The 24,633-nt window shown below is 66.6% G+C and carries 21 protein-coding genes; 12 read left to right on the plus strand and 9 right to left on the minus strand.

The features are described 5' to 3' along the window. Positions 1–155: hypothetical protein (locus DID98_RS36605; RefSeq protein WP_185702671.1), on the minus strand; the 155-nt coding region annotated here is incomplete at its 3' end. Between the two features lie 336 nt (positions 156–491). Between DID98_RS36605 and DID98_RS05625 the strand changes: the two genes are divergently transcribed. Both DID98_RS05625 and DID98_RS05630 read left to right on the plus strand, forming a co-directional pair. Continuing rightward, a complete protein-coding gene (locus DID98_RS05625) occupies positions 492–1,103 on the plus strand; it encodes a M35 family metallo-endopeptidase (protein ID WP_260426217.1) in 612 nt (203 codons plus the stop codon). Positions 1,104–1,116: 13 nt separating this feature from the next. Further along, entirely contained in the window at positions 1,117–1,875 is a 759-nt protein-coding gene (locus DID98_RS05630; protein WP_124486157.1) for a hypothetical protein, read from the plus strand. A gap of 112 nt (positions 1,876–1,987) precedes the next feature. Here the strand turns inward: DID98_RS05630 and DID98_RS05635 are convergent, their stop codons facing one another. After that, complete coding sequence (locus tag DID98_RS05635; protein WP_124486156.1) at positions 1,988–3,067, minus strand: purine nucleoside permease; 1,080 nt, start codon at positions 3,065–3,067, stop codon at positions 1,988–1,990. A gap of 364 nt (positions 3,068–3,431) precedes the next feature. Next, entirely contained in the window at positions 3,432–4,496 is a 1,065-nt protein-coding gene (gene selD / locus DID98_RS05640; protein ID WP_124520046.1) for a selenide, water dikinase SelD, read from the minus strand. Positions 4,497–4,601: 105 nt separating this feature from the next. Here selD and DID98_RS05645 point away from each other — a divergent pair, with 105 nt between their 5' ends. Continuing rightward, positions 4,602–5,438: a DMT family transporter gene (locus DID98_RS05645; protein WP_124486154.1), complete on the plus strand. Its 837-nt coding sequence runs from the start codon at positions 4,602–4,604 to the stop codon at positions 5,436–5,438. Between the two features lie 243 nt (positions 5,439–5,681). On the opposite strand, the gene DID98_RS05650 is transcribed toward DID98_RS05645, so the two are convergent. Next, on the minus strand, positions 5,682–7,190 hold the full coding sequence (locus DID98_RS05650; protein ID WP_124520048.1) for a PLP-dependent aminotransferase family protein: 1,509 nt from the start codon (positions 7,188–7,190) through the stop codon (positions 5,682–5,684). A gap of 126 nt (positions 7,191–7,316) precedes the next feature. Between DID98_RS05650 and DID98_RS05655 the strand changes: the two genes are divergently transcribed. The 3 genes from DID98_RS05655 to DID98_RS05665 all read left to right on the plus strand — a co-directional run bounded on the left by DID98_RS05655 (position 7,317) and on the right by DID98_RS05665 (position 11,474). Then, positions 7,317–8,600 carry a 4-aminobutyrate--2-oxoglutarate transaminase gene (locus DID98_RS05655; RefSeq protein WP_124486152.1) on the plus strand — a complete coding sequence of 428 codons (1,284 nt, stop codon included), beginning with the start codon at positions 7,317–7,319 and terminating at the stop codon, positions 8,598–8,600. 89 nt (positions 8,601–8,689) lie between these two features. Continuing rightward, positions 8,690–10,159 carry an NADP-dependent succinate-semialdehyde dehydrogenase gene (gene gabD, locus DID98_RS05660; RefSeq protein ID WP_044845770.1) on the plus strand — a complete coding sequence of 490 codons (1,470 nt, stop codon included), beginning with the start codon at positions 8,690–8,692 and terminating at the stop codon, positions 10,157–10,159. A gap of 166 nt (positions 10,160–10,325) precedes the next feature. Next, positions 10,326–11,474 (plus strand): hypothetical protein, encoded by a 1,149-nt coding sequence (locus tag DID98_RS05665; RefSeq protein ID WP_260426216.1) that lies wholly within the window; start codon positions 10,326–10,328, stop codon positions 11,472–11,474. Positions 11,475–11,548: 74 nt separating this feature from the next. Here DID98_RS05665 and DID98_RS05670 read toward each other — a convergent pair whose 3' ends face one another. Next, complete coding sequence (locus tag DID98_RS05670) at positions 11,549–13,093, minus strand: PAS domain-containing methyl-accepting chemotaxis protein (protein WP_044845772.1); 1,545 nt, start codon at positions 13,091–13,093, stop codon at positions 11,549–11,551. Positions 13,094–13,502: 409 nt separating this feature from the next. Continuing rightward, positions 13,503–15,047, minus strand: coding sequence for a PAS domain-containing methyl-accepting chemotaxis protein (locus tag DID98_RS05675; protein ID WP_124520050.1), 1,545 nt, complete (start codon positions 15,045–15,047; stop codon positions 13,503–13,505). Positions 15,048–15,593: 546 nt separating this feature from the next. Here DID98_RS05675 and DID98_RS05680 point away from each other — a divergent pair. Both DID98_RS05680 and DID98_RS05685 read left to right on the plus strand, forming a co-directional pair. Further along, positions 15,594–16,154 carry a GNAT family N-acetyltransferase gene (locus DID98_RS05680; protein WP_124520052.1) on the plus strand — a complete coding sequence of 187 codons (561 nt, stop codon included), beginning with the start codon at positions 15,594–15,596 and terminating at the stop codon, positions 16,152–16,154. Between the two features lie 114 nt (positions 16,155–16,268). Further along, positions 16,269–16,745, plus strand: a complete 477-nt coding sequence (locus tag DID98_RS05685) for a DUF523 domain-containing protein (RefSeq protein ID WP_409333439.1) — start codon at positions 16,269–16,271, stop codon at positions 16,743–16,745. Between the two features lie 102 nt (positions 16,746–16,847). On the opposite strand, the gene pcaF is transcribed toward DID98_RS05685, so the two are convergent. Further along, positions 16,848–18,050: a 3-oxoadipyl-CoA thiolase gene (pcaF, locus tag DID98_RS05690; protein WP_044845776.1), complete on the minus strand. Its 1,203-nt coding sequence runs from the start codon at positions 18,048–18,050 to the stop codon at positions 16,848–16,850. Between the two features lie 226 nt (positions 18,051–18,276). Here pcaF and DID98_RS05695 point away from each other — a divergent pair, with 226 nt between their 5' ends. Next, complete coding sequence (locus DID98_RS05695) at positions 18,277–19,065, plus strand: IclR family transcriptional regulator (RefSeq protein WP_185500311.1); 789 nt, start codon at positions 18,277–18,279, stop codon at positions 19,063–19,065. Between the two features lie 238 nt (positions 19,066–19,303). On the opposite strand, the gene DID98_RS05700 is transcribed toward DID98_RS05695, so the two are convergent. Next, the gene (locus tag DID98_RS05700) at positions 19,304–20,635 is read right to left on the minus strand and encodes an MFS transporter (RefSeq protein WP_124520056.1); all 1,332 of its coding nucleotides are present in this window, start codon (positions 20,633–20,635) and stop codon (positions 19,304–19,306) included. A 63-nt stretch (positions 20,636–20,698) separates the two neighbouring features. Then, positions 20,699–21,889: a M20 aminoacylase family protein gene (locus DID98_RS05705; RefSeq protein ID WP_044845779.1), complete on the minus strand. Its 1,191-nt coding sequence runs from the start codon at positions 21,887–21,889 to the stop codon at positions 20,699–20,701. Positions 21,890–22,117: 228 nt separating this feature from the next. Between DID98_RS05705 and DID98_RS05710 the strand changes: the two genes are divergently transcribed. From DID98_RS05710 to DID98_RS05720, 3 genes are all read left to right on the plus strand, one after another. Continuing rightward, positions 22,118–22,756, plus strand: coding sequence for a TetR/AcrR family transcriptional regulator (locus DID98_RS05710; protein ID WP_124520058.1), 639 nt, complete (start codon positions 22,118–22,120; stop codon positions 22,754–22,756). A gap of 45 nt (positions 22,757–22,801) precedes the next feature. Beyond that, on the plus strand, positions 22,802–23,785 hold the full coding sequence (locus DID98_RS05715) for an MDR family oxidoreductase (protein WP_124486143.1): 984 nt from the start codon (positions 22,802–22,804) through the stop codon (positions 23,783–23,785). 151 nt (positions 23,786–23,936) lie between these two features. Beyond that, positions 23,937–24,515, plus strand: a complete 579-nt coding sequence (locus DID98_RS05720; RefSeq protein ID WP_044845836.1) for a peroxidase-related enzyme — start codon at positions 23,937–23,939, stop codon at positions 24,513–24,515. The last annotated feature ends 118 nt before the right edge of the window (positions 24,516–24,633 follow it).

The raw sequence follows: 24,633 nt of genomic DNA on the forward strand, positions 1-24,633 counted from the left end.
CGGCGCGGCACGCCGTCGCGCCATTCGCCCCAGTGCGTGACGATGTCCTGAACGAGCGGATTGCCCGCGCGGTACAGGTTTTCGGTCGCCGGGGCGAAGCGTCGGCCACTACGGCATATTTGTGCCGTAGTCACTGCACCAGTGTAGCGACACAATTGGTGACGTTATCCAAGGTCAATCCAGCGACCAAGTCGCATCCATGCCCGATACAGCGATTGACACGAGCTGATTAGTCTGCCGGTCGCGCTTGCCATCGTAGTCGATGGTCGATCGGCTGTATATTGCATGTCCAGCGGGCTCAATCCAGATCATCACGCCGGTTGAGCCAGCGAAAGGTTGCTTGTTCGCCGCAAGAACCCGCCGTCTTTCCCACCTTCCATTCACACTTCCCAATACTCATTCGTTGCATCGACCGAAATCTGGTACACCTTCGGTCCTACTTCAGGCACTTAGCATCAGCACTCCAAATGATATCCATATGGAGAGTGCCTATGACAACATCGCCACTGCCTGGTGTATCTCTCGATGGACCACCCATCTGTCCGAACATGACGGACGCGGCGTTCAGGAAACGGATGCTCGAATTGCGGGACGAAGCAGTCGAGATCACACTGCGACGGCGCAGGGAACTGATGCTCTGGAACCCGGCCACGGAAGCACGAGTGATCGAGTGGTTCGGCTCGGCAAATAGCGATACAAGACGCAGACTTACTTCAGGGCTCGACGCCCTCGCCAGGGTGATGGCCACGCTCGGGCCAGAAAATTTCGTCCGCATCGGTTCCGATGCCGACCGCGCAACAGGATGTCTTCCAAACATGAAACATCTCGACGCCGAGGTCGCGCATGTCTGTCGCTCCGACACCGCAACTCATACAATCGCCATCAATCTCCCGTTCTGCTCGCTACCCGAGCGATCAGCCGGGAACCTCTCCTCGCAGCAATTGACCATCGTTCACGAATGCGCGCATTTTGCAGACACTTTCGACGCGGGCGACCATCCAGCGGCATACGGTCGACGGGCCAGCGCCCAGTTCGCGAAACGCTACCCGGGCATGGCGATCGGTAATGCAGACAACATCGCGTGGTTCATTCTGGCACGTTGAATCGGAGCAACTCATGCGACGTGCCCTCTCTGTCATATTCGGCGCCCTCCTGTCACTCCCGATACAGGCCAATGCGTGCAAGGTCCTGTTGACCGACAGCATGGAACTGCCGCTGAATTCGGCCGAAATCGCCAACAGCGACAGACTCTCCGTCGTCAGACACTACCTGACCGCCAGGGAATGGACGCGCGAAGGGGCGGCGGTCTCGATCGACGCGACGGCCTACGATTGGGAAAGCCGCCCTAATCAACTCGCGCGGCAACGCGGTGCGCAGATGAAATCGTTTCTCGTGCAACTCGGAATGTCGCCCGACGACATTTACATCGACGAGCGAATCGTGTCGCGCAGGAACGGCAAGCTCGATCCCGATGACAGGAAGCAGCTTTGGGTCCAGTTCGTCCCGAAATGCCCGCCTGCGGGCTGTCAGAGTCTTTGCAACTCGGCAGGTACGCCCGGTGTCGCCAGTCATGCACCGACACCCGAAATGCCGGGGCCCGAGCCCGACTCGAGCCGCTTTTCATGCGGCGACAGTCGTGAACCCACGTCGGCACGTTTCGTGACAACGGAGCGCTGGACCGCACGCACGCGCAACCAGACCTTGCTTTTGCGAAATCAAGACCACCGGCTGCTAACGCATACCTGCTACCGGATCAGCACCAGTGCCACGCAATACATCGGCATGACGGACGAGCACGGTGAGACTGCGCCCATGCAGCTATTGGGGCCGGAATATACGCGCATCGAACTCAAACTCGCGCGCCCCGGCCCGTGATCCTCCGCAGCCGGTCCCGCGGGCCCCAATCCGGTCGCTCCAGGCGATATCGACTCGCCCGGAGCCCGGCCACGCGTGAATGATCGAGTGACTCCAGCGCGGCGCTACCCCCTCACCGGCGCGGCACGCCGTCGCGCCATTCGCCCCAGTGCGTGACGATGTCCTGAACGAGCGGATTGCCCGCGCGGTACAGGTTTTCGGTCGCCGGGGCGAAACCACCCTGGTCCGCATAGTTCAGCAGATTGTCCGCGCTCGTCTGCCCTGCATACGGCCGGTCGAAATCGGAACCCGTGCGCAGCACCGCGACGCGCGACAGGTCGACCCGCTTCACGCTCGCCGCGCGCTTGAGCGCTTCATACGTCGCGTTGTCTTCCTGCGCGGTCATGCAGTAGGTGCCCTTGCCGTCGGTGAGGATCTTGGTCCACTGGCGCGCGCGCTCGCCGATCAGCGTGCCCGAGAACCACGTATTGCCCGATGACGTGTCGCACTGGATCACCGTCGGCGGCCGATTCGCCGGCGCATACGTGAACTTCGCGCGCGCGGCCTGGGCCTGCGCGCTGTCGGCGAGCACGACGTTGCGCGACAGCGCATACGCGGCATCGGTCAGCTGCGGGTTGAGCTGGAATACTTCGGTGCGGTAGTCGAGCGGCGGCTTGTCGTTCGGGCTCTTCGTATTGATGCCGAGAAAGCCGGTATTCCAGCCTGCTGGAATCTCGCGCGCATCGAGTTCCCACTGCAGGCTGAAGTCGACCAGGTATTTCGACCAGGCGGCGGAACCGACCGTGCCTTGCGCGGGGTCGACGCCCGCGATGCCCGACACGAGGAAGTACGTGCGGCGCAGGTCGAAACGCTGCGAGAACGTGAGCGCCATGATCGTCGCGGACGCGTTCGCGTAGCCCATGCCGGTCGTCACCACGCACACGTCCTGCTTGTTGCAGTGAACGGCCGGATAGTCGGGCGACAGGCCGGGCACGGTGATGTCGCGCCACGGGCCGAGCCGGTCGAGCCATGCCTGGCCTTCCGGACCGAACATCGTGATGATCATGACCTTGACCGGGCGGCCCTGTGCACCGGTCTCGGCGAATGCGGCGTTGCCCCCATCGTTGCCCTGGTTGTTCTGCGCAATCGACGGCGCGGTCGCACAGGCGGCAAGCGAGAATGCAGCTGCGGAAAGGATGGAGCGAGTCAGCATCGGCGTTCCTTGTTTCGGTGATGTTGGGTGAGAACGGCTCTCGGAGACTGCGCGAGGGAGTATAGAACGCGCGTGTGCGATGCGGAACCCGACTACGAAACGGCGGGCGGTGTGCGCGGCTCCAGGATTCGCATGAAACGCGGCCGGGATCGACATGCGCGCCGCGCAATAACATCAGGAATACTATCTGATCGACCGACGCACGAGTCGACGTCGATGCGAATGACTGGATGCAAACCACGACGAGCCTTGCGTGGCTCTCGATCCACGGCCCGAACAGGAAATCGTTCATCGGTCGTCGATGCCTTCGAGGGAAGGCATCGATTCTAGCGACCGACAGCGATCCAGCGTGAAAAAAACCGCGTCAGGCGACGTCGACGCGCGCGGGCCCGTCCACCATCTCGCCGATCACGGCCGCACGGTCGAAGCCGTCGGCGCGGAAGCACGCGAGCACGTCGTCGACGGCATCCGGCGCGCACGCGACCAGCAGGCCGCCGGACGTCTGCGGATCGGTCAGCAGCGCCTGCGCGACGGGCGGCAGCCCGTCGGCGAGCCGCACGTCGGCGCCATATGCGGCCCAGTTGCGGCCCGATGCGCCGGTGAACACGCCGTCGGCGACGAACGCCTCGACGCCCGCCAGCCACGGCAGCGATGCGTAATGCACGCGTGCGGTCAGCTTCGCGCCGCGCGCCAGTTCGAGCGTATGGCCGAGCAGCCCGAAGCCCGTGACGTCGGTCAGCGCATGCACGCCCGGCAGCGCGGCGAGTTCGGCGCCCGGCCGGTTCAGCTTGGTGGTCGTCGCCACCATCTGCGCATAGCCCGCGTCGTCGAGCTGGTTCTTCTTCAGCGCGGCCGACAGCACGCCGACGCCGAGCGGCTTGCCGAGCACGAGCACGTCACCCGCGCGCGCGGCCGCGTTGCGCTTCACGCGCGACGGATGCACGACGCCAATCGCCGCGAGCCCGTAGATCGGCTCGACCGAATCGATCGAATGGCCGCCCGCGACCGGAATGCCGGCATCCGCGCACACCGATTCGCCACCGCGCAGCACGGCCGCGATCGTCTCGTGCGGCAGCACGTTGATCGGCATCCCGACCAGCGCGAGCGCGAGAATCGGCTTGCCGCCCATCGCGTAGACGTCGGACAGCGCGTTGGTGGCAGCGATACGGCCGAAGTCGAACGGATCGTCGACGATCGGCATGAAGAAGTCGGTCGTCGCGACGATCGCCTGCTCGTCGTTCAGCCGGTAGACGGCCGCGTCGTCGGAGGTCTCGGTGCCGACCAGCAGGTCCGGGAACAGCGCGGGCGGCGTCGCCCGCTTCAGCAGTTCGGACAGCACGCCCGGCGCGATCTTGCAGCCGCAGCCGCCGCCATGCGACAGGCTCGTGAGGCGCGGAACGGCGGGCGGGGTGAGGGGGGCTTCGGTCATCGTCGGCATCCGGTGAATAACAATGTTCTATTATCGACAATTCCGCGCGAGCGCGCCCGGCACCCACATAATTGACGGCGCCCGCCCTCGTCCGCTCGCTCATTCATGGATCACCTGTTCATCGGCCTCGTGCTGTGCTCCGCCCTCTTGCACGCGATCTGGAATGCATTCCTCCACGTGAGCGAAGACCGTCTCGTCCAGCTCGGCACGATGTCGCTGCCGTATCTCGCGTTCGGCATCGCGGGCGTTGTACTGCTGCCCGCGCCAGCGCCCGCCGCGTGGCCGTATGTCGCGGCGTCGGCCGTGCTCGAGGTCGCGTACTGCTTCACGCTGGCGCGTGCATACCGCAACGGCGAATTCGGGCAGATCTACCCGATCGCGCGCGGGATCTCGCCGCTGCTCGTATCGGTGCTGGCGCTCGCGATGCTGCACGAGCGACCGACGCCGTTCGGCTTCGCGGGCATTGCGCTCGTGTCGTTCGGCATCATGTCGCTCGCGTTGCGGCGCGGCTTCCGGTTCTCCGGCGAAGGCGTGCCGTACGCACTGCTCACGGGCGTGTTCATCGCCGCGTATTCGATCTGCGACGGCATCGGCTCGCGTGTGTCGGGCAGCGCACTCGGCTATATCGCGTGGGTTTATCTGCTGTGGAGCGTGCCGCAGCTCGTGCTGGTGTGCGCGATGCGCGGCGGCCCGCGCGTGGTGTTCGGTTCGCGCGCGTCGCTGCGGCAAGGCGCGATCGCCGGCACGATCTCGCTCGCCGCCTATGGAATCGTGATTCTCGCGTACCGGCATCTGCCGGTCGCGACGGTATCGGCGCTGCGCGAGACAAGCTCGATCTTCGCGGTCGCGATCGGCTGGTTCGTGATGCGCGAGCGGCCCGGCGCGCAGCGGCTCGCCGCATGCGCGCTGGTGGTCGCGGGCGCGGCGTTGATCCGGCTTTGACGCGCGTGCGTACGCCCTCAGGAAGGACCGGCAGTCACGGCAGGTCCGGTGCACTCGGCAGTCGGGCCGTTGTGTGCTTGCAGCCGAGGTTTTTCCAGGCGAGGCAATTGTCTCCGCACCGCGGAGACAATTGCCCTGGACCTGCTTGAAAACGCTGATCCATATCGACTCCCTCTCATACGTGACTTTCGCATCGCGCTCTGCCGTCTCGAGCGTGGGTCGTCACCTCAACTGCCGCACACGTCAAGCCGCCGCAATCATCCCGTCGAACGCCCGCTCGTCGATCGCCTCGGCCAGCGTCGCGAACGCCGTCGCGATCTCGTCCTCCGGCACGCACGCATAGCCGAGCAGCAACCCCGACGCCGCGCGCTCGCGCTCCGCGTAGTAACCGGACAGCGGCCGCACGACGATGTTGCGTTCGAGCGCGGCCTGCGCGACCGCGCGATCGTCGACCCCGTCCGGCAGCCGCGTGACGAGATGCAGCCCCGCATCGCTGCCGAGTGCCTGCAGCGTGTCGCCGTAGCGGCGCGCGACCGCATCGAGCAGCACCTCGCGGCGCTGCCCGTACAGCGTGCGCATCTTGCGGATATGCGACACGAAGTGCCCTTCCGCGATGAACTCGGCGAGCACCGCCTGCTGCAGCAGCTGCCCTTCGCGATACAGCTCGGCGCTCGCGGTCGCGAAGCTCTCGGCGAGCGGCTCCGGCGCGACCAGATACCCGACCCGCAGCCCCGGGAACAGCGTCTTGCCGAAACTGCCGACGTAGATCACCTGCCCGGCCGTATCGAGCCCCTGCAGCGACGCGAGCGGCCGGCTGCCGTAGCGGAATTCGCTGTCGTAGTCGTCCTCGATGATCCAGCAGCCGTGCTGGCGCGCGTATTCGAGCAGCATGCGGCGCCGCGCGAGGCTCATCACCATCCCGAGCGGATACTGGTGCGACGGCGTGACGAGCATCAGCTTCGGCGGCTCGGCGAGATCGGCGGCCGACGGCGCGATCCCTTCGTCGTCGACCGGAATCGGCCGCGTGGTCAGCCCCGACACGTTCAGCACGCTGCGCACGCCCCAGTAGCACGGATCCTCGGTCCAGATCGCGTCGCCCGGATCGGTCAGGAGCCGCACCGCGAGGTCGATCGACTGGTGGATCCCGGTCGTGATCACGATCTGCTCGGGCGTGCAACGCACCGAACGCGACGTGCGCAGGTAGTCGGCCAGCGCCTCGCGCAGCAGCGCGAGCCCGCCGCCCGGCGCGTAGGTGAGCAAATCGGGGCGCAATCTCCGCCAGTACTTGTTGTGCAGCCGCGTCCACACGCGCGCCGGAAAGCGCGACACATCGGGCACGCCGGGCATGAACGCGCCACCCTGGCGCTTCGACACGCCCGCGCCCTCCACGAGCCGCGTGCCGCGCGCCGACAGCCGCCGCGCGGACGATGGTGCCACCGCCGCGCCGGCGGCCGGGTCGGGCGACGCGCCGACGATCTCGTCCGGCGCGCTGTCGGCGACGAACGTGCCGCGCCCCGTCGCCGAGTTCACATAACCTTCGAGCGCAAGCTGTTCGTAAACCTGCGTGACCGTGTTGCGGGCGATCCCGAGCTCAGCCGCCAGCAGCCGCGACGACGGCACGCGCGTGCCGGCCGGCAGTTCGCGCGACAGGATCGCCTGCTGCAGCAGCCGGTGCAGCTGCCGGTAGATCGGCTGTTCGCCGCCGCGCACGAGGCGCTGCGCCAGCCAGTCCGACAACACGCTTGCGCGCATGATTGGCTCCTGAATATTTATTGAAATGGCTCTGATTGCCAGAGCCAAATGTGATTATAGTCGCCTCCATGGGCTGCCAATGCGGCCGATTTTTATCCCACCGGACAGAACATCAAGGAGATGACCGTGAAGAATGCCGACCTGCAGGCCCGCAAGAACGCCGCCACCCCGCGCGGCGTCGGCGTGATGTGCGATTTCTACGCAGCCCGCGCCGAGAACGCGGAGCTGTGGGATGTCGAAGGCCGCCGCTTCATCGATTTCGCCGCCGGCATCGCGGTGCTGAACACGGGCCACCGCCACCCGAAGATCGTCAAGGCGATCGCGGATCAACTGAACAGCTTCACGCACACCGCTTACCAGATCGTCCCGTACGCGTCGTACGTCGAGCTGGCGGAAAAGATCAACGAACGCGCGCCGGGCGACTTCCCGAAGAAGACCGCGTTCTTCACGACCGGCGCCGAAGCCGTCGAAAACGCGATCAAGATCGCGCGCGCCGCGACCGGCCGTCCGGGCGTGATCGCGTTCTCGGGCGGCTTCCACGGCCGCACGATGATGGGCATGGCGCTGACCGGCAAGGTCGCCCCGTACAAGCTGAACTTCGGCCCGTTCCCGGGCGACGTGTTCCACGCGCCGTACCCGAACGCGCTGCACGGCGTGACGACGGCCGACTCGATCAAGGCGATCGAGATGCTGTTCAAGGCCGACATCGATCCGAAGCGCGTCGCCGCGATCATCTTCGAACCGGTCCAGGGCGAAGGCGGCTTCAACCCGGCGCCGGCCGAGTTCGTGCGCGCGCTGCGCAAGATCTGTAACGAGCACGGCATCCTGCTGATCGCCGACGAAGTGCAGACTGGCTTCGCGCGTACCGGCAAGCTGTTCGCGATGCAGCACTACGACGTGCTGGCCGACCTGATCACGATGGCGAAGAGCCTCGCGGGCGGCATGCCGCTGTCGGGCGTCGTCGGCCGTGCGGACGTGATGGACGCAGCGGCTCCCGGCGGCCTCGGCGGCACCTATGCGGGCAACCCGCTGGCCGTCGCGTCGGCGCACGCGGTGCTCGAGATCATCGACGAAGAGAAGCTGTGCGAACGTGCGACGCAACTCGGCGACGTGCTGAAGGCGAAGCTGAATTCGCTGCAGGCCGACGTGCCGCAGATCGCCGACGTGCGCGGCCCGGGCGCGATGATCGCGGTCGAGTTCCTGAAGCCGGGTTCGGGCGAGCCGGACGCGGAATTCACGAAGCGCGTGCAGACGCGCGCGCTCGAGCGCGGGCTGCTGCTGCTCGTGTGCGGCGTGTACTCGAACGTCGTGCGCTTCCTGTTCCCGCTGACGATCCCGCAGGCCGTGTTCGACGAAGCGCTCGTGATCCTCGAGGAAGTGCTGAAGGAAACGGTCGGCGTGCCGGCCTGAGTTCCGGTCCACGTCAACCGAATGCGCCGCCGCCGTCGTCAGGACGGCGGCGGCCTTTTTATCCGTCATTTTCAAGGCAGGCGATTCATATGAGCACCGTTCAGGAAACCCTGGCACTGAAAGATCCGTCGCTGTTCCGCCAGCAGGCGTATGTCAACGGCGAATGGCAAGGCGCGGCGAACGGCGAGTCGTTCGAGGTCCGCAATCCGGCAACCGGCGGCCTGCTCGGCACCGTGCCGGCGATGGGCACGGCCGAGACGCGCCACGCAATCGAGGCCGCGAACGCCGCATGGCCGGCATGGCGCAAGAAGACCGCGAAGGAGCGCGCGGCGATCCTGCGCAAGTGGCACGACCTGATGATGGAAAACGCCGACGACCTCGCGCTGATCCTGACCACCGAGCAGGGCAAGTCGCTCGCCGAGGCGAAGGGCGAGATCGGCTACGCCGCATCGTTCCTCGAGTGGTTCGCGGAGGAAGGCAAGCGCGTGTACGGCGACACGATCCCGACGCCGGCGAGCGACAAGCGCATCGTCGTGACGAAGGAAGCGATCGGCGTGTGCGCGGCGATCACGCCGTGGAACTTCCCGGCGGCGATGATCACCCGCAAGGTCGGCCCGGCGCTCGCGGCAGGCTGCCCGATCGTCGTGAAACCGGCCGAGGCGACGCCGTTCTCGGCCCTCGCGATGGCCGTGCTGGCCGAACGCGCGGGCGTGCCGGCCGGCGTGTTCAGCGTCGTCACCGGCGATCCGAAGGCGATCGGCGGCGAGCTGACGTCGAACCCGATCGTGCGCAAGCTGTCGTTCACCGGCTCGACGCCGGTCGGCCGCCTGCTGATGTCGCAATGCGCGGCGACGGTCAAGAAGGTGTCGCTGGAACTCGGCGGCAACGCACCGTTCATCGTGTTCGACGACGCCGATCTCGATGCCGCCGTGCAGGGCGCGATCGCATCGAAGTACCGCAACAGCGGCCAGACGTGCGTGTGCACGAACCGCTTCTACGTGCACGAAGCCGTGTACGACCAGTTCGCGCAGAAGCTCGCGGCAGCGGTCGGCCAGCTGAAGGTCGGCCGCGGCACGGAGCCGGGCGTCACGCAGGGTCCGCTGATCAACGAAGCGGCCGTGCTGAAGGTCGAGGCGCACATCGAGGACGCGCTCGCGAAGGGCGCGACCGTCGTGACGGGCGGCAAGCGCCACGCGCTCGGCCACGGTTTCTTCGAGCCGACCGTGCTGACGGGCGTCACGCCGGCGATGAAGGTCGCGAAGGAAGAGACGTTCGGGCCGCTCGCGCCGCTGTTCAAGTTCGGCAGCGACGACGAGGTGATCCGCCTCGCGAACGACACCGAGTTCGGTCTCGCCGCGTACTTCTACAGCCGCGACATCGGCCGCGTGTGGAAGGTCGCCGAAGCGCTCGAGTACGGGATGGTCGGCGTGAACACGGGCCTGATCTCGAACGAAGTCGCGCCGTTCGGCGGCGTCAAGCAGTCGGGCCTCGGCCGTGAAGGCTCGCACTACGGCATCGACGACTACGTCGTGATCAAGTACCTCTGCCTCGCCGTCTGACGTTTCGGGGCCTGGCGCTTCGGCGACAGGCCCTGACCGCCCGGCCGGAACCGGGCGGTCACGACGCGGGCCGGTACCTCCTCTCCGCCGTGCCCGCGTCACCTTGCCGTGCGCGATGTCGGCACGCGTTCCGTGCGCGACGTCGATGCCGCATCGGCCAAACGTCATGCCGTTCGGCAATTTCGTTCAAGTCTCATTTCTCGTCCCGCTGCCAGCCGCTAGATTGAGCGTTCCACCTCGATCCGGTTTGCCTGCGCATGAGCAGTTCTTCCGTCCGCCCGACCTGCGTATCCCCCGCGCACCGCGCCCTCGTCGCGCGTCCTCGCACCCGTCCCGGCATCGCGCCCCGCACGAAGGGAGTCCGCACATGAGCGTCGGGTCAGCCGATCGTCGTACGTACCCGCCCAAGGAAAAGCGCGGCGGGCCGAGCAATCACCAGCCGTTCAATGTCGTCTATGACGGGCCCGCGCTCGGCGAGCACCGGATGGACGTGCGTGACCTCGCACCGGTGCTGCTCGCGATCGCCGACCTGTTCTCGTCCGCCAACAAGGAACTCAATGGCGACCACTCCGAGGTTCGTCTCGAGGTCAGGGGCGGCTTCAAGGCCGGCTCATTCCATGCAGAGCTGATCTTCGTCCAGTCGCTCGCGAGCCAGATCCGCGACCTGTTCGCCGGGCCGAACGCCAATGCGTTCAGCAACGCACTGGCAATCCTCACCGCATTGGGGATCATCGGTGGCGGCGGGCTGATCGGCCTCATTCGCACGCTGCGCGGGCGCAAACCGCATCGCACCGAGCCGGACGGAGCGCATGTCAGGATCTGGATGTCGGAGCAGGAATGCTTCGTCGTCGATGAACCCATCGTCCGGCTGTATCGGAACCGGGCCGTTCGCGTCAACCTGCAGAAAATGCTCTCGCCGCTCGAACATGACGGCATCGACAGCTTCGGCATCGTCCGCGACGACATCGTCGAACTCTCGATCGAACGCGACGAACTCGGTACGTTCGCGAGTAGCGACGATCCCGGCGAAATCGTCACCGACACGATCGCACTCAAGATGCTGAAGCTCGAATCCGTCGTGTTCAAGGACGGCAACAAATGGCGCGTGCACGACGGCACGTCCGCGTTCTATGCGTCGCTGGACGACGAACGGTTCATCGCGAAGGTCGATGCCGGCGAGCGCTTCGGAAAGGGCGACGTGCTGGTCGTCGATCTGCGCCAGACGCAGATCGTCACCGACGAAGGGCTTCGCAACGAATACCGGATCGTCAAGGTTCGCGAGCACCGTGCACCGTTGCAACCGGCGCTGATTTGATCTGCGCCTCCCCGTGGAGGTGACGCGCGGGCCGCGCGTCTCCACCGTGCCCGCGTCACCTGCCTTCCCCACCGTCAACGAAACACGTTCACCGCATCCACAAGCCGCGTCGCCTGCTGCTTCAGGCTTTCCGACGCGGCCGCGCTCTGCTCGACCAGCGCCGCGTTCTGCTGCGTGATGTTGTCCAGATGCACGACCGCCTGATCAACCTGCGCGACCCCGGTGCTCTGCTCGGCCGTCGACGAGCTGATCTCCGCGATCAGGTCCGACACGCGCTTCACCTGCGTGACGATGTCCTCCATCGTCTTGCCCGCGCCGTCGACGATCCGGGCGCCCGATTCGACCCGCTCGACACTCGCGCCGATCAGTGTCTTGATTTCCTTCGCCGCGTTCGCGCTGCGTTGCGCGAGGGCCCGCACCTCGCCGGCGACCACCGCGAAGCCGCGCCCCTGATCGCCCGCGCGCGCCGCCTCGACCGCCGCGTTCAGCGCGAGGATGTTGGTCTGGAACGCGATGCCGTCGATCACGCCGATGATGTCGGAAATCTTGTGCGAACTCGCCGTGATGTCGCTCATCGTCGTGACGACTTCGCTCACCGCCCGTCCGCCGCGCTCGGCCGCCTCGCTCGCCGAAACCGACAGCTGGTTCGCCTGCAGCGCCGTCTCCGCGTTGCTCGATACGGTGGCCGTCATCTCGGCCATCGACGCGGCCGTCTGCTGCACGCTGGTCGACGCCTGTTCGGTGCGCGCGCTCAGGTCGTTGTTGCCTTGCGCGATCTCGTTACTCGCGCGCTGCACGTTGTGCACCTGCTCGCTGACGTCGTCGACGAGCCAGCGGAACATCAGCCCGAGCTGGTTGATCGTGCGCAGCGTCATGCCGATCTCGTCGACGCGGTTCATCGCCACGCCGGTGCGGCTCTCGCCGGTCGCGACGCGCAATGCCTGGTCGCGCAACTGAATCAGCGGACGCACGATCTGCGCGTCGAGCCACAGGCCGGCCGCCACCGCCACACCGACCGCCGCACCGGCAAACGCCGCGAGCCCGCCGCCGGTCAGCCCGCACGCCCACCCCGCGCCGACGACGGCCGGCGCCAGCACGCACAGGGTCGAATGAACGCGCGCGCGCACCGACATCGTCTGGAACAGCGACGCGACACGCATCAGCCCGGTACGGACGATCAGCCCCTTGTGGAAACGGCGATTGCCGGCCTTGCCTTCGCGGAACGCGCGATACAGCGCGTCGGCCGCCGCGATCTCGTCGCGCGACGCCTTGGTGCGCACCGACATGTAACCCGTCGGCTGCCCGTTGCGCATCACCGGCACCGTATTCGAACGGACCCAGTAATGATCGCCGTTCTTGCGACGGTTCTTCACGAGCGCGGTCCACGGTTCGCCGTTCTTCAGCGTCGCCCACATGTCGGCGAACGCCTCCTTCGGCATGTCCGGGTGCCGCACGACGTTGTGCGGCTGACCTTCGATCTCCTCGGGGGAAAATCCGCTGACCTGAATGAACGCGGCATTCGCGTACTTGATGTAACTGTCCGCGTCGGTGGTCGACATCAGCGTCGCGCCGTCGGGAAAATCGAATTCGCGTTGCGTGACAGGCTGGTTATTGCGCATGGTGTGGAGTTCCCAGGTTGCGGATCTTGGCGTCCGCTTGTGGATTGAACCGAGACCGTCCGCATCGCGGTCGTCCCGCATGCGTTCGATCAGACTCCTGCGCTTTCGGCAAATCCGGCGAAAACATTATGCCGGCTTCGGGTAAATATGCATGAATTTCGCATCATCTTGATCCAGCCGAACATTTTGTTTATATGTAAATAAAATCCAGCTTTATCAAATACTTGCGCCATCAATCATCTGACCATTCCGGCGCTTGTTCCAACGGGATTCACGAATCGATCTGGAATCGAGAATGCGAATCTCTCTCGTTTAATTCATGTAAATCGAAACGAAAATCGGGGATTTCGCCGCCTTGCCCCGATTTGCTTCGCGTTGCCTCGCAGTGGCGGGAGCGCGCCCCCGACGATCACCGAAACACGTTCACCGCGTCCACGAGCCGCGTCGCCTGCTGCTTCAGGCTTTCCGACGCCGCCGCGCTCTGCTCGACCAGCGCCGCGTTCTGCTGCGTGATGTTGTCCAGATGCACGACCGCCTGATCAACCTGCGCAACCCCGGTGCTCTGCTCGGCCGTCGACGAGCTGATTTCCGCGATCAGATCCGACACTCGCTTCACCTGCGTGACGATGTCCTCCATCGTCTTGCCCGCGCCGTCGACGATCCGGGCGCCCGATTCGACCCGCTCGACGCTCGCGCCGATCAGTGTCTTGATTTCCTTCGCCGCGTTCGCGCTGCGTTGCGCGAGCGCCCGCACCTCGCCGGCGACCACCGCGAAACCGCGCCCCTGTTCGCCCGCGCGCGCCGCCTCGACCGCCGCATTCAGCGCGAGGATGTTGGTCTGGAACGCGATGCCGTCGATCACGCCGATGATGTCGGCGATCCTGCGCGAGCTGTCGGTAATGTCGTTCATCGTCGTGACGACTTCGCTCACCGCCTGCCCGCCGCGCTCGGCCGCCTCGCTCGCGGACACGGCGAGCCGGTTCGCTTGCAGTGCGGTCTCCGCATTGCTGTCGACGGTGGCCGTCATCTCGGCCATCGACGCGGCGGTCTCCTGCACGCTCGACGCGGCCTGTTCGGTGCGCGCGCTCAGGTCGTTGTTGCCCTGGGCGATCTCGTTGCTCGCGCGTTGCACGTTGTGCACCTGCTCGCTGACGTCGTCGACGAGCCAGCGGAACATCAGCCCGAGCTGGTTGATCGTACGCAACGTCATGCCGATCTCGTCGACGCGGTTCATCCGCACGCCGCGGCGGCTTGCGCCGGTCGCGACGCGCAACGCCTGGTCGCGCAACTGAATCAGCGGACGCACGATCTGCGCGTCGAGCCACAGGCCGGCCGCCACCGCCACACCGACCGCCGCACCGGCAAACGCCGCGAGCCCGCCGCCGGTCAGCCCGCACGCCCACCCCGCGCCGACGACGGCCGGTGCCAGCACGCACAGGGTCGAATGAACGCGCGCGCGCACCGACATCGTCTGGAACAGCGACGCGACACGCATCAGCCCGGTACGGACGATCAGCCCCTTGTGGAAACGGCGATTGCCGGCCTTGCCTTCGCGGAACGCGCGGTACAGCGCGTCGGCCGCCGCGATCTCGTCGCGCGGCGCGCTGGTACGCACCGACATGTAACCCGTCGGCTGCCCGTCGCGCATCACCGGCACCGCGTTCGCGCGCACCCAGTAGTGATCGCCGTTCCTGCGGCGGTTCTTCACGAGCGCCGTCCACGGTTCGCCGTTCTTCAGCGTCGCCCACATGTCGGCGAACGCCTCTTTCGGCATGTCCGGGTGCCGCACGACGTTGTGCGGCTCGCCGACGAGTTCGTCGGTCGAGAAGCCGCTCACATACGCGAACGTCGTATTCGCGTATGTGATGATGCTGTCCGCATCGGTGGTCGACATCAGCGTGACGTCGTCGGGAAATTCGAATTCTTGTTGGGTGACAGGCTGGTTGTTGCGCATGCAGGGCTCCGAAAGGCGGATCCGGCTGCAGGATCCGCGCAGCGCGAAAATCACGCTCAGTAGCCGAAAAACGGTTTATCGCTTTACGACGGTCTCGTCCTTGCTGTCGGCACCCTCCGGAAAAACCTTAATCCGGAAGCGCATGAAAGATCGAATTCGGTCATCTGCATGATTTCGATCAAGTCATCCGGCGATAATCACATCCGACGCTTTGCGAAAGTGAACCGATGCTTTATGGAATAACCCAGCGCAACGAGCCAATCTGCGCAGCCGTTGCGCGCAGCGAAACGACTCTGCCTGATCTGCTCCATTCGACCGGCATTTGAACTCGATGAAAAAATCCCGGCTGCAATTGAATCGGCCGCCCCGGAATACGGCACGGCCTGCGCATGACGGCGATAGACACGATCAGGCCGCGCTTTTCCGCGATCGCGACACGATGCGTGTTCCGCAAACGCACGACATGCACAACATGCGCGGCGCCGCAGCAGGCACGCGGCCGCACCCACCCAACCACACGCAACGCGCTGCACACCGGACCACCGCATGACACGCCGCACCGCCACCGAACGCGACGCACTCTCGGCACGCCTGCTCACCCGCGACGAACTGCCGCTCGTCTGGACCATCGACCGGCGCGAGATCATCCATCATCTGTACGCGCTGCGCGACGGCGAACTGCAGCTCGTCCCCGACTTCTACGACGTGCGCGGCTGGCCCGACGGCGAAGCCGAGCATTACACGCCGATCCTGCTCGACTGTCACGATCGCGGCGGCTGGTGTCTCGGCATGTTCGACGGCGCACGGCTGGTCGCGGCGGTCATCGTGGACGCCGATCCGCTCGGCCCGCGACGCGACATGCTGCAGCTGAAGTTCCTGCACGTGAGTCAGGACTGGCGCGGTTGCGGGCTCGGCGAGCATCTCTATCGCGCGGCCCGCGCGCAGGCACGGACGATGGGCGCCGCACGGCTCTACGTGTCCGCGACGCCGTCGCAGCGCACGATCGACTTCTACCTGCGCCTCGGTTTCACCGTCAGCGCATCGCCCGACCCGGCGTTGTACGCGCTCGAGCCGGAGGACATCCACCTGGAAGCGCCGACGGCCTGACGCGCGCGAACGCCACCCGCGCGCAACATTTCCGCGCGCCCGACACCGCCCGCACGGAGAACGACATTGCAGAACCCGCCGCAGCCGCCGGTCGCGCCGAAGATCCTCGTCAGCATGTGCGTGCTCGGCCACCCCGTCCGCTACAACGGCTCGGCGAGGACCGCCGCGCATGACACGCTCGCACGATGGCGGCGCGAAGGGCGCCTGGTGCCCGTGTGTCCGGAACTGGCAGGCGGATTGAGCGTGCCGCGTCCGCCCGCCGAGATCGCGGCAGGCGAATCGGGGCAACGCGTGCTGTCGGGTGCCGCGCGCATCGTCGACGTGCACGGCACCGACGTGACGGCCCCGTTCGTCGACGGCGCGCACACCGCGCTCGCGCTGGCACGCGCGCACGACTGCCGCTTCGCGATCCTGGCGGACGGAAGTCCGTCGTGCGGAAGCAGCTTCATTTACGACGGGAGTTTTGCGGGCCGGCGGCATGCCGGCGCCGGTGTGACGGCGGCGTTGCTGCGCCAGCATGGCATCGAGGTGTTCGCGGATACCGAGATCGACGCGCTCGCGGCGCGCATCGCGCGGCTATCACGAGGCTGAATGACGATGTGGCCGACACGACGATCTTCTCGTGCCGGCCACATCGTCCGGAAAGGCAGGGCTAAGCGGCGCGCATTCCGCGCGCTTCGCCGCATCGCGCGATCAGACGCGCTCGATCGCGATCGCGATACCCTGGCCGACGCCGATGCACATCGTGCACAGTGCGAAGCGGCCGTTGGTGCGATGCAGCTGGTACATCGCGGTCGTCACGAGACGCGCACCCGACGCGCCGAGCGGATGGCCGAGCGCGATCGCGCCGCCGTTCGGGTTCACGCGCGGATCGTCGTCGGCGACGCCGAGCATGCGCAGCACCGCGAGACCCTGCGACGCGAATGCCTCGTTCAGCTCGATCACGTCGAACTGATCGATCGTCATCCCGAGCCGCGCGAGCAGCTTCTGCGTGGCCGGCGCCGGGCCGATGCCCATCACGCGCGGCGCGACGCCGGCCGTCGCGATACCGAGCACGCGCGCACGCGGCGTCAGGCCGAAGCGCTTCGCGGCTTCCGCGTTCGCGAGCAGCAGCGCGGCGGCGCCGTCGTTGACGCCCGACGCGTTGCCGGCCGTCACCGAGCCGTCCGGGCGCACGACGCCCTTCAGCTTCGCGAGTGTCTCGAGCGACGTTTCGCGCGGATGCTCGTCACGCGCAAAGACGACCGGGTCGCCCTTCTTCTGCGGAATCGTGACCGGTACGATTTCCTCGGCGAGCGTGCCGTCCTGCTGCGCACGCGCGGCCTTTTGCTGGCTGCGCAGCGCGAACAGGTCCTGATCGGCGCGGCTGACGTTGTAGTCGACAGCGACGTTTTCGGCCGTCTCCGGCATCGAATCGACGCCATGCAGCTGTTTCATCAGCGGATTGACGAAGCGCCAGCCGATCGTCGTGTCGTAGATGTCGGCCTGGCGCGCGAACGCGCTGGCGGCCTTGCCCATCACGAACGGCGCGCGCGTCATGCTTTCGACGCCGCCGGCCACCATCAGCGCGGCCTCGCCCGACTTGATCGCGCGCGCGGCCACGCCGACCGCGTCCATCCCGGAACCGCACAGGCGGTTGATCGTCGAACCCGGCACGCCCTCCGGCAAACCCGCGAGCAGCGCAGACATGCGCGCGACGTTGCGGTTGTCCTCGCCGGCCTGGTTCGCGCAGCCGTAGATCACGTCGTCGATCGCCGTCCAGTCGACGTCGCGGTTGCGCTCGACGAGCGCCTTGAGCGGCACCGCGCCGAGGTCGTCGGCGCGCACGCCGGAGAGCGCGCCGCCGTAGCGGCCGATCGGGGTACGAATCGCATCACACAGAAAAGCTTCGGTCATCAGTGTCTCCGGTCTCATGCAAGCTGGGAAGTGAGTGAAACGCGCCCCTTGCTTTGCCCGCCGGGATGCGCTTAAATGTTCTATATACGAACATAAGATCGTGTATCGAACGTTCAACGCATCATAGGGAGTGCGGGGACGACCTGTCAAGCGCCCGGTCCGCGGTGCGGTTGGCGTGTCAGGCCCCATGCGCTATCTTCTCGGCTGCACGACAATCCGACCGTTCATGACAACCGAAGACATCCAGACGAAACCGGGCGACTCCTATGTGCAGTCGTTCGCGCGCGGCCTCGCGGTGATCCGCGCATTCGACGCCCAGCGCCCGGAGCAGACGCTCACCGAGGTCGCCTCGGCCACCGGGCTCACGCGCGCCGGCGCACGCCGGATCCTGCTGACGCTGCAGACGCTCGGCTACGTCGAGGCGGACGGCCGGCTGTTCCGCCTCACGCCGAAGATCCTCGAGCTCGGCTTCGCGTATCTCACGTCGATGCCGTTCTGGAATCTCGCCGATCCGGTGATGGAGCAGTTGTCCGCGCAGATCCACGAAAGCTGCTCGGCCGCCGTGCTCGACCGCACCGAGATCGTCTATGTGCTGCGCGTGCCGACCCGCAAGATCATGACGATCAACCTGTCGATCGGCAGCCGCCTGCCCGCGTACTGCACGTCGATGGGCCGCGTGCTGCTGTCCGCGCTCGACGACGCGGCGCTCGACGAAACGCTCGCGCAGAGCGGCATCCGCGCGCATACGCCGCGCACGATCACCGACATCGGCGAACTGAAGGCGACGATCGCACAGGTGCGCCAGCAAGGCTGGGCCGTGGTCGACCAGGAACTCGAAGTGGGCTTGATGTCGATCTCCGCGCCGATCCGCAACCGGCGCGGACAGGTGATCGCCGCGATGAACATCAGCGGCAACGCGCAGCGGCACACCGCGAAGCAGATGGTGAGGGAGTTTCTCGGGCCGCTGCAGCAGGCCGCGCAGACGGTGTCGGAACTGGTCGCGCGGCGCGGGTGAGCGGTGACTTCGCCCGCCGGATCGGCAACACGGTCATTCGCGCATATAAACGCGGATAGCGCAGATATAAAGACGGGCGGCATAAGCCGCCCGCTCAACCCTCAGACTCTGCTTGCAACGTCCTTCTCTCGGAACGCGGAGCTCCCTCCGCATCGCCCAATTTAAGGATGCGGCACAGCCCCGTCAATTTGACGAGAACGAAATTGCACCGCGTCGCTTCGGACAGCGGCATCCCGCATCAGTCCATCGACTCGCGCGCCGTCTCGCGCAGCATCGCGACCGCGATCAGCGACAGCACCACGCACGCGGCCACATAGCCGGCCGGCGCGAGCTTGCTGCCCGTCGTCTTCACCAGCCAGGTCGCGATCAGCTGCGCGGTGCCGCCGAAGATCGTCACCGCGAGCGCATATGCGATCGAAATGCCCGTCGCGCGTACGTGGCGCGGCAGCGATTCGCACATCAGCGCCATTTCGGAAGCCGACCCGAGCGAATAGAACAGCAGCATCAGCGCGGTCAGCGGCAGGATCACCGACAGCGTCGGATGATGGTTCATCAGCCAGAACGCCGGGAACAGCAGCAGCACCAGCACGCCGCGCCCGACGAAGATCGGCAGGCGCCGGCTGCCGAGGCGGTCCGACAGCCAGCCGAACAGCGGACACGTCACCAGCATCACGCAGCCCGACGCGACGCCGACGAACATCGACAGCTTCATCGGCAGCCCGAGCGTGTGGATCGCATAGGTCGGCATGTAGAAGGTCAGGATGTAGGTCGACACCGTGCCGCCCATCACCGTCAGCATCAGCAGCAGCACCGTGCGCGTGTGCTGCGAGAACAGTTCGCGCAGCACGCCGCGTTCGATCCCGTGGTGGTTGTCGCCGGGCGCATCGTCCGCGAGCCGGCGGCGCAAGTACATGCCCACCGGCGCGATCAGCACGCCCACGAGGAACGGCAGGCGCCAGCCCCAGCCCTCGAGCGCGTCCTTCGTCAGCGTGTTCGACAGCAGCGCCGCGAAGCCCGAACCCATCAGCGCCGCACCGCCCTGCGTCGCGAGCTGCCAGCTCGCGCGGAACGCGCGGTGCGACGTGCCGCCCTGCTCGATCAGCGTGGACGTCGCCGCGCCGAATTCGCCGCCTTGCGAGAAGCCCTGCATCAGCCGCGCGCCGACGACCAGCAGCGGCGCGGCCACGCCGACCTGCGCGTAGGTCGGCGCGATCGCGATCAGGCCGGTGCCGAGCGCCATCAGCATGATGGTCAGGTTCAGCGCGGCCTTGCGGCCCTTGCGGTCCGCATAGACGCCGAGCACGACGCTGCCGAGCGGCCGCGTGAAGAAACCGGCGGCGAACGTCGCGACCGACAGCAGCAGCGACGTGGTCGGATCGCTCGACGGGAAGAACAGCTTGCCGATCAGCACCGCGAAAAAGCCGTACACGGTGAAATCGAAGAACTCCAGCCAGTTGCCGATCACGGCCGCCGCGATCGCGCCGCGCTTCGTGACGGCCGGCGCGCCATGCGCATCGGTTGCGGCGGCGCCCGTCGACGCGGGGTGCAGCGCGAGATGGTCTTTCTGCATCGTTCGTCTCTCCTCTCAATGCGGCCGGAAGCGCCGGCCGCTCGTCGCGTGTCGCCGCCGGGGTTACTGCCCGAGGTAACGCTCCACGAGGCGCGTCCAGAACGCCGCGCCGATCGGCAGGTTGCGATCGTTGAAGTCGTACTTCGGGTTGTGCACCATGCAGCCGTCCTCGCCTTCGCCGTTGCCGAGCCGCACGAACGAGCCGGGCCGCTGCTGCAGCATGAACGCGAAATCCTCGCTGCCCATCAGCAGGTCGGCCTGCTCGACCACATGCGCGTCGCCGACCAGTTCGCGCGCGACCTGCGCGGCGAAATCCGTTTCGGCATCCGTATTGACGACGACCGGATAGCCTTCGATGTACTCGACGTGCGCGGTCGCGCCATAGCTCGCGGCCTGCGACTCGGCGAGCTCGACGATGCGGCGCTTGAGCAGCGCGCGCACGTCGGGGCTGAACGAACGCACGCTGAGTTCGAGACGCGCGCCGTTCGGGATCACGTTGTTCGCGGTGCCCGCGTGCATCGAGCCGACCGTGACGACCGCCGGCTGCGACGGGTCGACGTTGCGCGCGACGATCGTCTGCAGCGCCATCACGATGCTGGCCGCGACGACCACCGGATCGACCGTCAGGTGCGGCCGCGCCGCGTGGCCGCCGACGCCCTCGATCGAGATGATCGCCTTGTCGCCGGCCGACATGAACGGGCCGCGCCGCGTGAGGAACACGCCGGGTGCCGCGCCCGGATGGTTGTGCATGCCGAACACCGCATCGCACGGAAAGCGCTCGAACAGGCCGTCGTCGATCATCTTCTTCGCGCCGCTGTCGACGCCGTGCTCTTCCGCCGGCTGGAAATACAGGTGCACGGTGCCGGAGAAATTGCGCGTCTTCGCGAGGTGCTGCGCGGCACCGAGCAGCATCGTCGTGTGGCCGTCGTGGCCGCACGCGTGCATCTTGCCGTGCGTGCCGCTTGCATACGGCAGGCCGGTCGCCTCGAGGATCGGCAGCGCGTCCATGTCGGCGCGGATGCCGATGCTGCGCGTGCCGTCGCCCGCGCGCAGCGTGCCGACCACGCCCGTCTTGCCGACCCCGCGCGTCACCTGCCAGCCCCACTGCTCGAGCTTGTCCGCGACGAGCGCCGCCGTTTCGTGCTCCTCGTACGCGAGTTCCGGGTGGCGGTGAATGTGATGGCGGATCTCGCGCAACCCGCCGGCGGCGGGCATCAGATCCTCGATTTCGGTGAATCGGGCGTCGGTGGTCATCAAGCGGCTCCTGCTGATCGTCAGCGTGTCAGCCGCACGCAAACGGTGCGTGCGGGAAAGCGAGCCACTATAGCGAGCCGATATCGGTTCAATAAGATGCGGAATTTTTCACCGCGATAAGCTTTATTAATCAGGGTTAACGCGGGCAAAGGTCGTCGGCACGCGTTCGCCCGGCGCGATCGACACGCCCGCTATTGATTTTTGAGACGAACGGTCTATTATTCGGCCATGGATGTTCGAACCGATCCGCCGCGCCGCCGCGGCAGGCCACCGAAGCAGCACGAAGACCTCGTCGCGACACGTGACATGCTGTTGCGCACCGGGCTGGAGGTGCTCACCGAAAAGGGCTTTTCCGCCACCGGGCTCGACGAGATCCTCGGGCGCGCCGGCGTGCCGAAAGGCTCGTTCTATCACTACTTCGACAGCAAGGAGGCGTTCGGCCTCGAGCTGATCGATCGCTACGCCGAGTTCTTCGCGCGCAAGCTGGACCGTCATTTCAGCGAGACTGAAGCAACGCCGCTGGCGCGCGTGCGCGCGTTCGTCGACGATGCGCGCGACGGCATGGCCCGCTACGAATACAGCCGAGGCTGCCTGATCGGCAACCTCGGCCAGGAAATGGGCGCGCTGCCCGAGCGTTTCCGCGCGCGCCTGCGTGAGACGTTCGAGGATTGGCAGCGCCGTCTGGCCGACTGCCTGATCGCGGCACAGCAAGCCGGCGAACTGGCGGCCTCGGCCGATCCCGCCGAGCTGGCCGCGTTCTTCTGGATCGGCTGGGAAGGCGCCGTGCTGCGCGCGAAACTCGAACGCAGCGACGTGCCGCTCGCGCTGTTCGCACAGTTTTTCTTCAATGGATTGCCTCGCCGCTGAGTTTTTTTGCCATTAACTAGACGATCGGTCTAGAAAGGAGGACGGATGTTCCAGGGCATCGTGATCGACAAGGACGAGACCGGCCAGCACGCGCGGCTGCAGACGCTGGACGACGCGCAGCTGCCTGCGGGCAACGTGACGATCCGGGTCGGCTATTCGACGTTGAACTACAAGGACGGGCTCGCGATCACCGGCAAGAGCCCGGTGGTCCGCAAATTTCCGATGGTGCCGGGCATCGACCTCGTCGGCGAGGTCGAACACAGCACGCACCCGGACTACCGGGCAGGCGACCGCGTCGTGCTGAACGGCTGGGGCGTCGGCGAAACGCATTGGGGCGGCCTCGCGCAGAAGGCACGCGTCGACGGCGACTGGCTGGTGCCGCTGCCGTCCGCGTTTTCGCCGCAACAGGCGATGGCCATCGGCACGGCCGGCTACACCGCGATGCTGTGCGTGATGGCGCTGGAACGGCATGGCGTGCGCCCGGACGATGGCGAGATCGTGGTGACCGGCGCGGCCGGCGGCGTCGGCAGCGTCGCCACCGCCCTCCTCGCGCGGCTCGGGTATCGCGTCGTCGCCGTGACCGGCCGCCCGGCCGATGCCGACTATCTGCGCCAGCTCGGCGCGGTTGAGATCCTCGACCGTTCGCAGTTCGGCGCACCCGGCAAGCCGCTCGGCAAGGAACGCTGGGCCGGCGCGGTCGACGTCGCCGGCAGCCATGTGCTCGCCAACGTGTGCGCGACCACGCGCTACCGTGGCGTGGTGACGGCCTGCGGCCTGGCCGCCGGCATGGACTTCCCCGCGACCGTTGCGCCGTTCATCCTGCGCGGCGTGACGCTCGTCGGCATCGACAGCGTGATGTGCCCGCGCGCCGAGCGTCTGGAAGCATGGCGCAGGCTCGCGTCCGATCTCGACGTCGAGAAACTGGGCACCATCAGCCATCAGGTCGGCCTCGCAAATGTCATCCCGCTCGCCGAGGACCTGATCGGCGGCAAGGTGCGCGGCCGCATCGTCGTGGACGTCAACGCATGACGCCGGCGACGGCGACGGCGACGGCGACGGCGACGGCGACGGCGACGGCGACGGCGACGGCGACGGCGACGGCGACGGCGACGCATCGTTTCATACCCGGCCGGTGGCGCGCGCATCGCGTTCGCCCGTGCCGCTTTATCCAGGAGACCTCATGACCGCTGCAGACCACGCGCCCGTCAGCCGCTTTCCGGTGCCCGCGCTCGAAGACCTGCCCGACGACATTCGCGAACGCATCGCGGCCGTCCAGGAAAAGTCGGGCTTCATCCCGAACGTGTTCCTCACGCTCGCGCATCGCCCGGACGAGTTTCGCGCGTTCATCGCGTATCACGACGCGCTGATGGACAAGCCGGGCAACCTCACCAAGGCCGAACGCGAAATGATCGTCGTGGCCACCAGCAGCGTGAACCAGTGCCAGTACTGCGTGATCGCGCACGGCGCGATCCTGCGCATCCGCGCGAAGGATCCGCTGATCGCCGACCAGGTCGCGACCAACTACCGCAAGGCCGACATCACCGCTCGACAGAAGGCGATGCTCGACTTCGCGATGAAGGTTTCGCAGACTGCACACCAGGTGGGCGAAGCGGACTTCGACACGCTGAAGTCGCATGGCTTCACCGAAGAGGACGCGTGGGACATCGCGGCGATTTCGGCGTTCTTCGGGATGTCGAACCGCATCGCGAACGTGACGAACATGCGGCCGAACGCGGAGTTCTACGCGCTGGGGCGCTGAGGACCGCCGGCAACGGCGATCGCCGTCGAAGACCGGGGCGTGCATGCGCCCGGTCTTCCTCGGGTCGCCGCGCGCAATTGGCGTCGGCGTCGGCGTCGGCGTCGGCGTCGGCGTCGGC

Source organism: Burkholderia sp. Bp8984 (assembly GCF_003853755.1).
Lineage (GTDB): Bacteria > Pseudomonadota > Gammaproteobacteria > Burkholderiales > Burkholderiaceae > Burkholderia.

What these genes read in the sequence shown, in the direction of transcription:
- DID98_RS05675 (WP_124520050.1), bottom strand. Translation starts at nt 15,047, where the DNA reads ATGCGCAACAACCAGCCTGTCACCCAACAAGAATTCGAATTTCCCGAC.
- DID98_RS05710 (WP_124520058.1), top strand. Translation starts at nt 22,118, where the DNA reads ATGGATGTTCGAACCGATCCGCCGCGCCGCCGCGGCAGGCCACCGAAG.
- DID98_RS05700 (WP_124520056.1), bottom strand. Translation starts at nt 20,635, where the DNA reads ATGCAGAAAGACCATCTCGCGCTGCACCCCGCGTCGACGGGCGCCGCC.
- DID98_RS05680 (WP_124520052.1), top strand. Translation starts at nt 15,594, where the DNA reads ATGACACGCCGCACCGCCACCGAACGCGACGCACTCTCGGCACGCCTG.
- gabD (WP_044845770.1), top strand. Translation starts at nt 8,690, where the DNA reads ATGAGCACCGTTCAGGAAACCCTGGCACTGAAAGATCCGTCGCTGTTC.
- DID98_RS05625 (WP_260426217.1), top strand. Translation starts at nt 492, where the DNA reads ATGACAACATCGCCACTGCCTGGTGTATCTCTCGATGGACCACCCATC.
- DID98_RS05705 (WP_044845779.1), bottom strand. Translation starts at nt 21,889, where the DNA reads ATGACCACCGACGCCCGATTCACCGAAATCGAGGATCTGATGCCCGCC.
- DID98_RS05630 (WP_124486157.1), top strand. Translation starts at nt 1,117, where the DNA reads ATGCGACGTGCCCTCTCTGTCATATTCGGCGCCCTCCTGTCACTCCCG.
- DID98_RS05720 (WP_044845836.1), top strand. Translation starts at nt 23,937, where the DNA reads ATGACCGCTGCAGACCACGCGCCCGTCAGCCGCTTTCCGGTGCCCGCG.
- DID98_RS05635 (WP_124486156.1), bottom strand. Translation starts at nt 3,067, where the DNA reads ATGCTGACTCGCTCCATCCTTTCCGCAGCTGCATTCTCGCTTGCCGCC.
- pcaF (WP_044845776.1), bottom strand. Translation starts at nt 18,050, where the DNA reads ATGACCGAAGCTTTTCTGTGTGATGCGATTCGTACCCCGATCGGCCGC.
- DID98_RS05670 (WP_044845772.1), bottom strand. Translation starts at nt 13,093, where the DNA reads ATGCGCAATAACCAGCCTGTCACGCAACGCGAATTCGATTTTCCCGAC.
- DID98_RS05685 (WP_409333439.1), top strand. Translation starts at nt 16,269, where the DNA reads ATGTGCGTGCTCGGCCACCCCGTCCGCTACAACGGCTCGGCGAGGACC.
- DID98_RS05715 (WP_124486143.1), top strand. Translation starts at nt 22,802, where the DNA reads ATGTTCCAGGGCATCGTGATCGACAAGGACGAGACCGGCCAGCACGCG.
- selD (WP_124520046.1), bottom strand. Translation starts at nt 4,496, where the DNA reads ATGACCGAAGCCCCCCTCACCCCGCCCGCCGTTCCGCGCCTCACGAGC.
- DID98_RS05695 (WP_185500311.1), top strand. Translation starts at nt 18,277, where the DNA reads ATGACAACCGAAGACATCCAGACGAAACCGGGCGACTCCTATGTGCAG.
- DID98_RS05650 (WP_124520048.1), bottom strand. Translation starts at nt 7,190, where the DNA reads ATGCGCGCAAGCGTGTTGTCGGACTGGCTGGCGCAGCGCCTCGTGCGC.
- DID98_RS05645 (WP_124486154.1), top strand. Translation starts at nt 4,602, where the DNA reads ATGGATCACCTGTTCATCGGCCTCGTGCTGTGCTCCGCCCTCTTGCAC.
- DID98_RS05665 (WP_260426216.1), top strand. Translation starts at nt 10,326, where the DNA reads ATGCCGTTCGGCAATTTCGTTCAAGTCTCATTTCTCGTCCCGCTGCCA.